Raw genomic sequence first — 12,956 nt, 5'->3', positions numbered from 1 at the left:
TGGCAGGGGCCACCAGTGATCTGGTGGCCCCTGCGCCATTTGGCGGCGCAGGTGAGTACCGTTGCACCCGGGACGGGCGGAGCGTCGTCGAGCTGAAGAAGGAGAGTGCGGCTGTGGCCGAGGACCGTCGAGGACAGCGACCGGCACGAGGTGGCTCGGGCGGGAGCCGGCGTGGGCCGTCCGGCGGAGAGCCGTCCCGCGGCCGGGGCGCGCCCTCGCGCGGTGCAGAGCAGGGCGGGAAGCCGACCGGCGGGAAGCCGACCGGCGGCAAGCCGACCGGCGGCAAGCCGACCGGCGGCAAGCCGACCGGCGGCAAGCCCGCCGGCGGCAAGCCCGCCGGCGGCAGGAGCGGTGGCAGGCCGTCCGACGGCCGGAAGCCGTCGGGCTCGCAGCAGCGGGCGTTCCGCCCGCGTGCCGAGGAGCGGCCACGGACCGCCGACCAGGCCGCCTACGACGGCCCCGACCTGCCCGAGGGGATCACCGGCGCCGAGCTCGACCACGGTGTCCGGGCGCAGCTGAAGGGGTTGCCCGAGAAGCTCGCGGCACGGGTGGCTCGCCATCTCGCTGCAGCCGGGATGTACATCGACGAGAACCCGGAGCTGGCCTACCAGCACGCACTGGCAGCGCGGGCGCGCGCCTCGCGGATCGCCGTGGTGCGGGAGGCGGCGGGGGAGTCGGCGTACGCCGCGGGCCACTACGCCGAGGCGCTCGCCGAGCTGCGCGCGGCGAAGCGCATGAACGGCGCCACCGACTACCTGCCGATCATGGCCGACTGCCACCGGGCCCTCGGCAACCCGGAGCAGGCGATCAAGCTCGCCAAGAGCCCCTCGGTCGCGAACTTCAGCTCCGAGGCCAAGGCGGAGATGACGCTGGTGGAGGCCGGAGCCCGGCGTGACATGGGCCAGCTCGACGCCGCGCTCCGTACGCTCGAGCTCGCGCCGCTGACGTCGAAGAGCCGCGCCCCGTGGGTCGTCCGGCTGCGCTACGCGTACGCCGACACGCTCGAGGCGGCGGGCCGCGAGGCCGACGCCCTGGCGTGGTTCCACCGCACGCACGCGATCGACTCCGAGGAGCTCACCGACGCCGCGGCTCGTGCCGACCTCCTCGAGCGCCGCCAGGACTGATCGGCCCGGGCGCTGGCATTCGGGCGCCACTTCGGTCACAATGGGGCCCATAATCACATAGGTGTCACTCGACTCTCGTTGAGCACTGACGACAGAACGCTGGGGAAGGCGCATCTGGAGCGTCGGAACTCAAGGAGGTCTAGGTGACCACACGCATTGCTTCCCGCCCGGACGGTCCGGCGACGAGGGGCATCCTCTACGTGCACTCGACCCCCTCCGCACTCTGCCCGCACATCGAGTGGGCGGTCGGTGGGGTGCTCGGCGTCGCCGTGTCGCTCGACTGGACGCCGCAGCCCGCCCAGCCGGGGACCTACCGCGCCGAGCTGTCGTGGAGCGGTCAGGCCGGCACCGCCGCGGCGGTCGCCTCGGCGCTGCGGGGGTGGAACCACCTCCGCTTCGAGATCACCGAGGAGCCGACGAGCTCGACCGAGGGCACCCGGTTCTCGTGCACGCCCGACCTGGGCATCTTCCACGCCATCACCGGCCCGCACGGCGACATCCTGATCCCCGAGGACCGGCTGAAGGCAGCCGTGGTGAAGGCCGCCCTGGGCGACACGACGCTCCTGGTCGAGATCGACAACCTCCTCGGCAAGCCGTGGGACGACGAGCTCGAGACCTTCCGGCACGCCGGTGAGGGCGCACCGGTGCGGTGGCTGCACCAGGTGGTCTGACCTTCAGCGGTTCCGCCTACGCAACCGGAAGCTCTCGGTCACCGTCACGGACGTCTCCTTCGACGTCCCCTCGTAGGCGGTCAGCCGACCCGTCAGCCTGAAGCGCCCCGGCGACGTGGCCCGCCGGCAGAGCCGGTAGGTGAGCACGCCCGCCTCGTCGTCGTAGGGGCCGAGGAGCGACTGCGAGTTGACGCCCCTGTCGAAGCGGTCCTGCAGCGTGATGTCGAACGTCCAGTCCTCCGACTCCGACACGACCGCGTAGGCGTAGCGGTAGTCCTTGCACCCCCGCCTCAGGCGGCCGTCCGCTGCGCTCAGCGTCCCGGAGACCTCGACCTGCTGGACCTCGGCCGTGGGCGGCGGCACCGGGTCCGTCGGCAGCGGCGGCAGCGGGACCGGCAGCACGCCGCCCGCGGTGACGACCGCCGAGGCGAGCAGGGTCGACAACATGGCACCTCCGAGGGGTTCGGAGGGTCAACGACCGGGATGTGACGTACGTTACGTGCCGGCCCGCCGCCGGTTCAGAGAGGGATGTTGCCGTGGCGCCCCCGGCGTACGCCGGCCGTGTCGATCTCGTGGCGCATCGCCTGGGCGATGGCGCTGCGGGTGCGGGTCGGCTCGACCACCTCGTCGACGACCCCGATCTCGACGGCCTTGTCCACGCCGCCGGCGATGCGCTCGTGCTCGGCGGCCAGCTCGGCCTCGACCTGCGGGCGGATCTCGGGCGAGACCTCGGCGAGCTTGCGGCGGTGCAGGATGCGGATGGCCGCCACGGCGCCCATGACGGCGACCTCGGCGCCCGGCCACGCGAGCACGCGGGTGGCTCCGAGCGAGCGGGCATTCATCGCGATGTAGGCGCCGCCGTAGGTCTTGCGGGTCACCAGCGTGACGCGGGGGACCACGCACTCGCCGAAGGCGTGCAGCAGCTTGGCGCCCCTGCGCACCACCCCGTCCCACTCCTGCCCGACGCCGGGGAGGTAGCCGGGCACGTCGACCAGCACGACGATGGGGACGCCGAAGGCGTCGCACATCCGCACGAAGCGGGAGGCCTTCTCCGCGGACAGCGAGTCGAGGCAGCCGCCCAGGCGCAGCGGGTTGTTGGCGACGACACCGACCGTCCGGCCGCCGAAGCGGCCGAGGGCGGTGACGATGTTGGGCGCCCAGCGGGCGTGGAGCTCCTGCATGGTGCCCTCGTCGAGCAGGCCCTCGACGAGGGGGTGCACGTCGTAGGCGCGCTTCTTCGACTCGGGAAGGAGGGCGCCGAGGTCGCGGTCCTCGACGGAGTCGGCGGCCAGGCTGCCCTGGGCCCCGAGCAGCGAGGCGACCGTGCGCGCCTTGTCGAGCGCCTCGCGCTCGGACTCGGTGAGGATGTGCACCACGCCCGAGCGGCGCCCGTGCGGCTCCGGACCACCGAGGCGGAGCATGTCGACGTCCTCACCGGTCACGGAGCGGACCACGTCGGGTCCGGTCACGAAGATCCGGCCCTCCGGACCGAGGATCACGACGTCGGTGAGCGCCGGGCCGTAGGCGGCGCCGCCCGCGGCCGGACCGAGGACCACGGACACCTGCGGGATGACCCCGGAGGCCTGCGTCATGACCTGGAAGATGCGGCCGACGGCGTGGAGGGACAGCACGCCCTCGGCGAGCCGGGCGCCCCCGGAGTGCCAGAGGCCGATGATCGGCACCCCGTCGGTGATCGCGCGGTGGTAGGCGTCGACCACGACGCGGCAGCCGACGTCGCCCATCGCGCCGCCCATGACGGTCGCGTCGCTGCAGAAGGCGACGACCGACGTGCCGTCGACCCGGCCGACGGCGGCGAGCATCCCGGACTCGTCGTCGGGCGTGATGAGCTCGAGGGTGCCCTCGTCGAGGAGTGCCGTGAGCCGGTGCACCGGGTTGCGCGGGTCCTGCTCGCGCGGGAGCTTGGCGGGCTTGCCGGCGGTGGCCGTGGTGGTGGTCATCAGAGGCTCCCGAAGGCGACCGCGACGTTGGCCCCGCCGAACCCGAACGAGTTGTTGAGCGCGACGATGTCGCCCTGCGGGAGGTCGCGCCTGGAGGTGGGGATGTCCAGCTCGACCTCCGGGTCCAGGTCGTCGAGGTTGATGGTCGGCGGGCTGACCCGGTCGTGCAGGGCCATGACCGTGGCCACGGCCTCGAGCGCCCCGGCCCCGCCGAGCAGGTGGCCGGTCATGGACTTCGTGCTGGTCACCACGCACCGGTCGACGTGCTGGCCGAGGACGGCGTGCAGCATCAGGCCCTCGGCGATGTCGCCCTTCGGCGTGGAGGTGGCGTGGGCGTTGACGTGGACGACCGACGCCGGGTCGACGTCGCCCTCGCGGAGGGCCATCGCGATGGCGCGTGTGCCGCCGCGGCCCTCGGGGTCGGGCTGGGCGATGTCGTGGGCGTCGTTGCTGATGCCGGCGCCGCGGACCTCGGCGTACGCCTTCGCGCCGCGGGCACGCGCGTGCTCCTCGGACTCGAGGACCAGCACGGCGCCGCCCTCGCCCAGGACGAAGCCGTCGCGGGCGGTGTCCCAGGGACGGGAGACGGTGGTGGGGTCGGCTGCGTTCTTCGACAGCGCCATCATGTTGGCGAACGCCGCCATGGGCAGCGGGTGGATCGCGGCTTCGGTGCCACCGGCGATCACCACGTCGGCGCGGCCGAGCCGGATCAGGTCGACGGCCATCGCGATGGCCTCGTTGCCCGAGGCGCAGGCCGAGGTGGGGGCGTGGACGGCCGCGCGGGCGCCGTACTTGAGGCTGACGTTCGCGGCCGGGGCGTTGGGCATGAGCATCGGCACCGCGAGCGGCGAGACCCGCCGCGCCCCCTTCTGCAGGAGGGCGTCGTAGTTCTCGAGGAGCGTGGTGACGCCGCCGATGCCGGAGGCGACGGCCACGCCGAGGCGCTCGGGCTCCAGGCCGGCGCCGTCGAGGCCGGCGTCGGCCCAGGCCTGGTCGGCGGCGACCATGGCGAACTGGCTGGACCGGTCGAGCCGGCGTGCCTTGACCCGCTCGAGGACCTCGGAGGGCTCGACGGCCACCCGGCCGCCGATGCGCACGGGCAGCTGCTCGACCCACTCGTCGGTGAGGTGCGCGATGCCGGAGGTCCCCGACAGCAGGGCCTGCCACGTGGAGGCGACGTCACCTCCCACGGGGGACGTGGTGCCGAGGCCGGTGACGACTACGCGGGTCGAGGGCATCAGATGGGTTTCCGTTTCTCGCGGCGGTGGGTGGTTCGCAGGGGTGGAGGAGCGGCCCGGGGCGCGGGGGCCGGCGTCGACGCCGGCCCCCGCGACGTGCCGGGGTGTCAGCCCTGGGCGCGCTCGATGTAGGCGACGGCGTCGCCGACGGTCTTGAGGTTCTTGACCTCGTCGTCGGGGATGGTCACGCCGAACTTCTCCTCCGCGGCCACGACGACCTCGACCATGGAGAGCGAGTCGACGTCGAGGTCGTCCACGAAGGACTTGTCCAGCTGGACGTCGTCGGCGTCGACGCCGGCGACCTCGTTGACGATGTCGGCGAGGTCGGCGCGGATTTCTTCGGTGGTGGCCATGGGCCTTCCCTTCTTGTTGTGGGTGGTGCAGGGGTCAGGGGACGGTGACGACCTGGGCGGCGTACGCCAGGCCGGCGCCGAAGGCGATGAGCAGCGCGGTGTCGCCGCTGCGGGCGTCGCCCTCGAGCATCATCCGGTCGAGCGCGAGCGGGATGGAGGCGGCCGAGGTGTTGCCCTGGTCGGCGATGTCACGGCCGATGCGGACGTGCTCGGGGAGCTTCATCGACCGGGCCATCGCGTCGATGATGCGCATGTTGGCCTGGTGGGGCACGAAGACGTCGAGCTCCTCGGCGCTGACGCCGGCGGCGTCGAGCGCCTGCTGCGCCACCTTCGCCATCGTGAAGGAGGCCCAGCGGAACACGGGGTTGCCCTGCATGGTGAGGTGCGGCATCACGCCGGACCCGGGCTCCTGGTCGCTGCCGACGACGTCGCGCCAGTCCTCGCGCTGGCGGATGAGGTCGTACTGCTCCCCGTCCGAGCCCCAGACCACCGGCCCGACACCCGGGACGTCGCTCGGGCCGATCACGGCCGCACCGGCCCCGTCGGCGAAGATGAAGGCGGTGCCGCGGTCGGTCATGTCGGTGATGTCGGAGAGCCGTTCGACGCCGATGACCAGGACGTGGCGGGCGCTGCCGCCGCGCACCATGTCGGAGCCGAGTGCGACCGCGTGGCAGAAGCCGGCGCAGGCGGCGGAGATGTCGAACGCGGCGGCGTGGTCGGTCCCGAGCTCGGTGGCGATCGCCGGGGCGATGGCGGGCGTCTGCAGCAGGTGGCTGACCGTCGCGACCACGACGCAGTCGACCTGCGCGGCCGTGACGCCGGCGCGTTCGAGGGCCTGCCGGGAGGCGGCCACGCTCATCATCTGCACGGTCTCCTCGGGCGAGGCGAAGCGCCGTGTCCTGATGCCCGAGCGTTGCTGGATCCACTCGTCGCTGGAGTCGATCGCGTCGACCACCTCGGAGTTCGGGACCAGGCGGGACGGCCGGTAGACGCCGAGTCCCAGGATGCGGGCGTGCGCCGCGCCGGCGGGGGCGTTGATCGTGGCCATCAGAGGGACGCCTCGGGGTGCAGGCGCAGCAGCGGCTGGCCGGGCGCGACGAGGTCGCCGTCCTCGACGAGCCACTCGACCACCGAGCCGCCGTGCGGGGCGGTGATCTCCGTGCGGTCGCGGAGGCTGGCGACGGCACCGATCGTGGCACCCGGGGCGAGCAGGTGCAGCTGAGCGGCCTCGGCGGAGATGTGGAAGGTGCCCTTGGCGGGCGAGACGACCATGCGCCACGTCGGCGTGGTCTCGATCATCGACGCCTCGCCGTGCTTGTCGCAGAACTCCCGTGCCGCGTCGAGCTGGTCGGGTGTCTTGAGGGCGAAGGTCTCCACGCCCTTGAGCGCCCGCTTCGCGATGCCGGTGAGGGTGCCGGCGGGCGGCATCTCGAGGATGCCGGTCACGCCGAGGTCGGCCATGGTCTCCATGCAGAGGTCCCAGCGCACCGGGTTGGCGATCTGGCCGACGATCCGGCGCAGCACCTCGCGCCCGTCGTGGACGACCTGCCCGTCGCGGTTGGAGATGACCGGGGTGCGGGGGTCGTGGGTCGAGACCGACCGGGCGAGTCCCGCGAGGCGGTCGACGGCCGGCGCCATGTGGCTCGTGTGGAACGCGCCGGCCACGCTGAGCGGCATCAGCCGGGCCTTCGCCGGGGGCTCCTCGGCGAAGGCGGCGAGCTGCTCCATCGTGCCGGCGGCGACGACCTGCCCCGGGCCGTTGTCGTTGGCGGGCGTCAGTCCGTGGCGCTCGATGGAGGCGAGGACCTCCTCGCGGTCGCCGCCGAGCACGGCCGTCATGCCGGTGGCCGTGGTCGCCGCGGCGTCGGCCATCGCGTTCCCGCGCTCGCGGACGAGGACCATCGCCTGCTCGGCGGTGATGGCACGGGCGCCCGCGGCCGCGGTGAGCTCGCCGACGCTGTGGCCGGCGACGGCGCCGATCCGCGCGAACGCGTCGGCGGGGTGCGGGAAGAGGTCGAGGGCGGCGATCAGGCCGGTGGCGACCAGCAGCGGCTGGGCGATCTTGGTGTCGCGGATCGTCTCGGCGTCGGCCTCGGTGCCGTAGTGCGCCAGGTCGATCCCGGCGACGGTGGCCAGCCAGTCGAAGCGGGCCGCGAAGGTGGGGTCCTCCAGCCAGGGCGAGAGGAAACCGGGGGTCTGGGCCCCTTGACCGGGAGCGACGATGACGAGCACACCACCACTGTGCCGGGTCTGGGCAGCTCGTCGCGGGTCCGGCGCCGACGAAACTCACCCCCGGAACGTTGGAGGTTCCCTACAAATGCGTGCGGCCCGACTGTCGTCCCAGGATGAGCGCCAGCTGCAGGGCGAAGGCCTCCCGCGGTCGGGTCGGCGACCAGCCGGTGGCGTCGGAGATCTGTCGCAGCCGGTAGCGCACCGTGTTGGGGTGCACGAACAGGGCGCGGGCCGTCGCCTCGATCGAGGAGCCGTGCTCGAACCAGGCGCCGAGCGTCTCGATCAGGGTGCCCCGGGCGGCCATGAGCGGGAGGTAGACCTCCTCGACGAGGTGGCGCCGGGCGTGGCCGTCGCCGGCCAGCGCGCGCTCGGGGAGCAGGTCCCGGCTGGCCACCGGCCGCGGCGCGTCGGGCCAGCCGCTGGCCGCGCGGTGTGCGGACAGCGCCGCCCGCGCCGAGGCGCTGGCGTGGGCGAGGTCGGCGGTCACCGGGCCGACCACCACGGGGCCCTCGCCGAAGTGGTCGAGCAGCCGGGTGGCGGCCTTCAGCGGGTCGCTCACCCCGCCGAGCACCACCACCAGCCGGTCGCCCTGCGTGGCGCACAGGGCGTCCATGTCGCCGGCGCGCGCCGAGCGGCGCACGGACTCGAACACGTCGAGCTCGGCACGGTGGGGAGGCACCGCGCCCAGCACGACGGCGACGTCCCCGTGGGCGCCCCAGCCGAGCGCGCTGGCGCGCGAGAGCACGGTCTCGTCCGCCTCCGCACGTACGACGGCGTCGACCACGAGGGCCTCGAGCCGGGCGTCCCAGGCTCCGCGCGACTCCGCGGCGCGGGCGTACACCGCGGCGGTCGCGAACGCGACCTCACGGGCGTAGCGGAGCACGGCGTCGTGCACCTCGCCGGCGTCCTCGGGGTCGAGGAGCGCGTCGATGGTGGTCTCGACCACGCGGATGCTGAGCCGCACCAGCTCGACGGTCTGCTGCAACGAGATCACGCCCGTCAGCTCGCGCGGCGCGGCGCCGAAGACCACGACGTCGAGCGGGTCGTGCGCCGAGGCCTCGACCTCGCGGTCGAACCAGTCCACGAAGCCCCGGATGCCGGCCTGCACGATGAGGCCGACCCACGAGCGGTCCTCCGCGCTGAGGTCGTCGAACCAGGGGAGGTCGCTCGACATCCGGGCCGTGGCCGCCGTGCTCAGCGCTCCCGTCGAGTTGCGCAGCGCCTCGGCGGCGCGGCGTCTCGAGGCGGGCATGGCACGACTGTAGTGGGATCCCACCCGTAGTGGGGTTCCCACGAAGCGCGGCGGCGTCGCCCCGCTCCGCTCCGCGGCGCATCGCAGGCTCGCTCGCCGGGTACGGGCGCCACGCCGGTCGGACCCGGCAGCCGTCCCGATCGGAGGTCTCGTGCGCCGCACTGCCACGCCGCACCTGGAGCACGTCGTCGTGCACGGGCACCGGCGCGCGTACGTCCGGGCCGGCTCGGGTCCGGTCGTCCTGCTGCTGCACGGCCTCGGCTGCGACCACACCACGTGGGACGCCGTCATCGACTCGCTCGCCCGGACCCACACCGTGATCGCCCCCGACCTGCTCGGCCACGGCGCCTCGGACAAGCCGCGGGGCGACTACAGCGTCGCGGGCTACGCCAACGGGGTGCGCGACCTGCTGACGGTGCTGGGTGTCGACTCCGCGACGGTGGTCGGGCACAGCTTCGGTGGCGGGGTGGCGATGCAGTTCGCCTACCAGTTCCCCGGGCTCACCGAGCGGCTGGTGCTCGTGGGCTCCGGCGGCCTCGGGCCGGAGGTCTCACCCGCCATCCGCGCGAACACGACGCCGGGCTGGCAGCACGCCATGGGTGTGCTGGCCGCTCCGGGCGTGCGCCACCTGGCCGGCACCACCATGCGGCTCCTCGCGCGCAGCGGGGTGCGAGGGCTGCGCGACCTCGGTGAGGCGGCCGACGTGTACGACTCGTTCCGCGACCGCCACGCGCGGGCGGCGATCCGCCACGTCGTGCGGGCGGTGGTGGACTGGAAGGGCCAGGTCATCACGATGGCCGACCGCGCCTACCTGACCGAGGCGATGCCGATCTGCGTCGTGTGGGGCGCGGACGACCGGGTGATCCCCGCCTCGCACGCCGACAACACCCGTGAGCTCGCGCCCGGCGCGCGGATCGAGGTCGTCCCCAACGCCGGGCACTTCCCGCACAAGGACCACCCCGAGCGGTTCGCCAAGATCGTGCGGGACTTCATCCGGACGACCGAGCCGAGCCGGCACGACCCCGAGCGGTGGCGGCGCCTGCTGCTGCAGGGCGCCGCCACCGAGCCCGTCGAGGCCGAGGCCGGGGAGCGCCCGCTGCAGCCGGTGCCCGAGGCGGGCTGAGGACTCCCCGGCCCGCGGCCGTCGGGGGAGGGGACGCGAGGTCGAGCGACCTCAGGCGTCCCCGCCCTCCTGCTTGATGTCCCTCGTCGCGGTGGGGTCGTCGATCTTGTAGCGCTGCGCGGCCTCGACGACCTTCTCCACCGCGATCTCGCCCGCGTCGGCCAGGGCCTGGAGGGCCTGGACGACGACGCTGACGGCGTCGATGTGGAAGAAGCGCCGGGCGGCGGGGCGGGTGTCGGCGAAGCCGAACCCGTCGGCGCCCAGGACGCGGTAGTCGCCGGGCACCCAGCGCGCGATCTGCAGCGGGACGGCCCGCATGTAGTCCGACACCGCGACGACCGGACCCCGCACGCCGGCCAGCTTGTCGCTGACGTAGGCCGTGCGCCGCTCCTCGCCGGGGTGCAGGAGGTTCCACTCCTCGGCGGCGACGGCGTCGCGGGCCAGCTCGTTCCACGACGTGACCGACCAGAGGTCGGACTGCACGCCCCAGTCCTCGGCGAGCATCCGGGCCGCGTCGTGGATCCACGGGTAGCCGACGCCGGAGGCGAGCAGCTGGACCCGCGGGCCATCGCCCTCGGCAGTCGAGACCCGGTGGATGCCCCGGAGGATGCCCTCGCGGTCGACGTCGGCCGGCTCGGCCGGCATCGAGACGGGCTCGTTGTAGACGGTGAGGTAGTAGATGACGTCCTCGCCCTGGCCGTCAGGCCCGCCGGAGCCGTACATCCGCTCGAGGCCGTCCTGCATGATGTGGGCGATCTCGTAGGCGAACGCCGGGTCGTAGTGGACGACCGCCGGGTTGGTCGAGGCCAGCAGCGGGGAGTGGCCGTCGGCGTGCTGGAGGCCCTCGCCCGTCAGGGTCGTGCGACCCGCGGTCGCACCGATGAGGAAGCCGCGCGCGAGCTGGTCGGCCATCGCCCAGATCGAGTCGCCGGTGCGCTGGAAGCCGAACATCGAGTAGAAGATGTAGAACGGGATCATGTGCTCGCCGTGCGTGGAGTACGACGACCCGGCGGCGGTGGCCGACGCCATCGCGCCCGCCTCGGAGATGCCCTCGTGGAGCATCTGGCCCTGCGCCGACTCCTTGTAGGAGAGCAGCATCTTGCGGTCGACGGACTCGTACTGCTGGCCGCCCGGGTTGTAGACCTTGGCGCTCGGGAACATCGAGTCCATGCCGAACGTGCGGTACTCGTCGGGCGCGATCGGCACCAGGCGGTCACCGATCTCCGGGTCCTTCATCCAGTCGCGCAGCAGCCGGACGACGGCCATCGTCGAGGCGAACTTGTTCTTGCCCGAGCCCTGCTTGAGCTCGGCGTACAGCTCGTCACCCGGCAGCTTCAGCGCGGTGGCCCGGTTGACGCGGCGGGGGATCGAGCCACCGAGGGCCTTGCGGCGCTCGAGCATGTACTCGATCTCCGGGGCCTCGGCGCCGGGGTGGAAGAACGGCGCGCCGCCGGTGGACTCGTAGGACTCCTCGAGGTCGCGGTCGCTGATCGGCAGGTAGAGCCGGTCGCGGAACTTCTTGAGGTCCGCGAGGGTCAGCTTCTTCATCTGGTGGGTGGCGTTCTTGCCCTCGAGGGCGTCGATCGTCCATCCCTTGATGGTGTGGGCGAGGATCACCGTCGGCTGGCCGGTGTGCTTGCTCGCGGCGTCGAAGGCGGCGTACACCTTGCGGTAGTCGTGGCCGCCGCGCGGCAGCTTCTCGATCTGCGCGTCCGACATGTGCTCGACCATCTTGCGCAGGCGCGGGTCGCCGCCGAAGAAGTGCTCGCGGACGTAGGCGCCGTCCTCGGTGGAGTAGGTCTGGAACTGGCCGTCGGGCGTGGAGTTCATCTGGTTGACCAGCACCCCGTCGACGTCGCGGGCGAGGAGGGCGTCCCACTCGCGGCCCCAGACGACCTTGATGACGTTCCAGCCGGCGCCGCGGAAGTTGGCCTCGAGCTCCTGGATGATCTTGCCGTTGCCGGTGACGGGGCCGTCGAGCTGCTGGAGGTTGCAGTTGATGACCCAGGTGAGGTTGTCGAGCTCCTCGCGGGCCGCGACCCGGATGGCGCCGAGCGACTCGGGCTCGGCCATCTCGCCGTCGCCCATGAAGGCCCACACCCGCTGCTGCGTGGTGTCCTTGATGCCGCGGTTGTCGAGGTAGCGGTTGAACCGGGCCTGGTAGATCGAGCCGATGGCGGTGAGGCCCATCGACACCGTCGGGAACTCCCAGAAGTCGGGCATCAGACGGGGGTGGGGGTACGACGGCAGGCCGGCGCCCTTGCCGTGCTGGACCTCCTGGCGGAAGCGGTAGAGCTGCTCCTCGCTGAGCCGGCCCTCGAGGAAGGCGCGGGCGTACACCCCCGGCGAGCCGTGGCCCTGGATGTAGATCTGGTCGCCACCGCCCTCGTGGTCCTTGCCGCGGAAGAAGTGGTTGAAGCCGACCTCGTAGAGGCTGGCGGAGGACTGGTAGGTCGCGATGTGGCCGCCGACCTCGAGGCCCTTGCGGTTGGCCGAGGACACCATCACCGCTGCGTTCCACCGGATGAACGCGCGGATGCGGCGCTCGACCTCCTCGTCGCCGGGGAACCACGGCTCCCGCTCCGGCGGGATCGTGTTGATGTAGTCGGTGGAGCGCAGCGCCGGGACGCCGACCTGCTTCTCGCGGGCCCGCTCCAGCAGGCGCAGCATCACGTAGCGCGCCCGGTCGCGGCCCCGGTCGTCGAGCATCGCGTCGAAGGACGCGAGCCACTCCTGGGTCTCGTCGGGGTCGATGTCGGGCAGCTGCGTGGGGAGTCCCTCGTGGATCACCGACGCGACGGGGCTCTTGGTGGACTTCTCGGCGTCACTCACACGCTCATCGTGTCACGCGTCCTCCCGCCACGAAATCTACCCACGGGTAGTCCCATGCAGCGTGCCCCCGCGCACGGCGGGGTGCCCACCCGTCGGGAGCGGAGGCGGACGGGGTTGCGGCGCCTGCGGTTGTTCCTGTGGACTGTGCGCACCATGCCTGACCCGGACACCCG

11 protein-coding genes are annotated in these 12,956 nt (G+C 72.9%); 3 read left to right on the top strand and 8 right to left on the bottom strand.

The window, feature by feature from the left end; translation table 11 throughout:
* The first annotated feature begins 113 nt into the window (after positions 1-113).
* Both J3P32_RS18050 and J3P32_RS17525 read left to right on the top strand, forming a co-directional pair.
* Complete coding sequence (locus J3P32_RS18050; protein ID WP_246851244.1) at positions 114-1,124, top strand: tetratricopeptide repeat protein; 1,011 nt, start codon at positions 114-116, stop codon at positions 1,122-1,124.
* A gap of 143 nt (positions 1,125-1,267) precedes the next feature.
* Positions 1,268-1,795, top strand: a complete 528-nt coding sequence (locus tag J3P32_RS17525; protein ID WP_307861751.1) for a DUF3145 domain-containing protein — start codon at positions 1,268-1,270, stop codon at positions 1,793-1,795.
* Positions 1,796-1,798: 3 nt separating this feature from the next.
* On the opposite strand, the gene J3P32_RS17520 is transcribed toward J3P32_RS17525, so the two are convergent.
* From J3P32_RS17520 to J3P32_RS17490, 7 genes are all read right to left on the bottom strand, one after another.
* On the bottom strand, positions 1,799-2,242 hold the full coding sequence (locus J3P32_RS17520; RefSeq protein ID WP_210441568.1) for a hypothetical protein: 444 nt from the start codon (positions 2,240-2,242) through the stop codon (positions 1,799-1,801).
* A gap of 71 nt (positions 2,243-2,313) precedes the next feature.
* Entirely contained in the window at positions 2,314-3,753 is a 1,440-nt protein-coding gene (locus J3P32_RS17515) for an acyl-CoA carboxylase subunit beta (RefSeq protein WP_210441567.1), read from the bottom strand.
* A complete protein-coding gene (gene fabF, locus J3P32_RS17510; RefSeq protein ID WP_210441565.1) occupies positions 3,753-4,991 on the bottom strand; it encodes a beta-ketoacyl-ACP synthase II in 1,239 nt (412 codons plus the stop codon). Before fabF ends, J3P32_RS17515 begins: the two co-directional genes overlap by 1 nt.
* A 107-nt stretch (positions 4,992-5,098) precedes the next feature.
* Positions 5,099-5,344, bottom strand: a complete 246-nt coding sequence (locus J3P32_RS17505) for an acyl carrier protein (protein ID WP_129456799.1) — start codon at positions 5,342-5,344, stop codon at positions 5,099-5,101.
* Between the two features lie 34 nt (positions 5,345-5,378).
* Complete coding sequence (locus J3P32_RS17500) at positions 5,379-6,392, bottom strand: beta-ketoacyl-ACP synthase III (protein ID WP_210441563.1); 1,014 nt, start codon at positions 6,390-6,392, stop codon at positions 5,379-5,381.
* Entirely contained in the window at positions 6,392-7,576 is a 1,185-nt protein-coding gene (locus J3P32_RS17495) for an acyltransferase domain-containing protein (protein ID WP_210441561.1), read from the bottom strand. The genes J3P32_RS17500 and J3P32_RS17495 overlap by 1 nt, the downstream gene beginning before the upstream one ends.
* A 79-nt stretch (positions 7,577-7,655) precedes the next feature.
* On the bottom strand, positions 7,656-8,828 hold the full coding sequence (locus tag J3P32_RS17490; protein WP_210441559.1) for a PucR family transcriptional regulator: 1,173 nt from the start codon (positions 8,826-8,828) through the stop codon (positions 7,656-7,658).
* A gap of 151 nt (positions 8,829-8,979) precedes the next feature.
* On the opposite strand from J3P32_RS17490, the gene J3P32_RS17485 reads away from it, so the two are divergent.
* Positions 8,980-9,951, top strand: a complete 972-nt coding sequence (locus tag J3P32_RS17485; RefSeq protein WP_307861750.1) for an alpha/beta fold hydrolase — start codon at positions 8,980-8,982, stop codon at positions 9,949-9,951.
* 51 nt (positions 9,952-10,002) lie between these two features.
* On the opposite strand, the gene aceE is transcribed toward J3P32_RS17485, so the two are convergent.
* Positions 10,003-12,783 (bottom strand): pyruvate dehydrogenase (acetyl-transferring), homodimeric type, encoded by a 2,781-nt coding sequence (aceE, locus tag J3P32_RS17480; RefSeq protein ID WP_210441558.1) that lies wholly within the window; start codon positions 12,781-12,783, stop codon positions 10,003-10,005.
* Positions 12,784-12,956: the final 173 nt, after the last annotated feature.

The sequence above is a fragment of the Nocardioides xinjiangensis genome, from assembly GCF_017916385.1.
GTDB lineage: Bacteria > Actinomycetota > Actinomycetes > Propionibacteriales > Nocardioidaceae > Nocardioides > Nocardioides xinjiangensis.
The sequence above is the reverse complement of the archived record's forward strand: the minus strand, read 5'-3'. Positions and strand labels throughout refer to the sequence as shown.

Bases quoted from the DNA above. Each gene is read 5' to 3' on its own strand.
- fabF (WP_210441565.1), bottom strand. From the start codon at position 4,991: ATGCCCTCGACCCGCGTAGTCGTCACCGGCCTCGGCACCACGTCCCCC.
- J3P32_RS17505 (WP_129456799.1), bottom strand. From the start codon at position 5,344: ATGGCCACCACCGAAGAAATCCGCGCCGACCTCGCCGACATCGTCAAC.
- J3P32_RS17515 (WP_210441567.1), bottom strand. From the start codon at position 3,753: ATGACCACCACCACGGCCACCGCCGGCAAGCCCGCCAAGCTCCCGCGC.
- J3P32_RS17520 (WP_210441568.1), bottom strand. From the start codon at position 2,242: ATGTTGTCGACCCTGCTCGCCTCGGCGGTCGTCACCGCGGGCGGCGTG.
- J3P32_RS17490 (WP_210441559.1), bottom strand. From the start codon at position 8,828: ATGCCCGCCTCGAGACGCCGCGCCGCCGAGGCGCTGCGCAACTCGACG.
- J3P32_RS17500 (WP_210441563.1), bottom strand. From the start codon at position 6,392: ATGGCCACGATCAACGCCCCCGCCGGCGCGGCGCACGCCCGCATCCTG.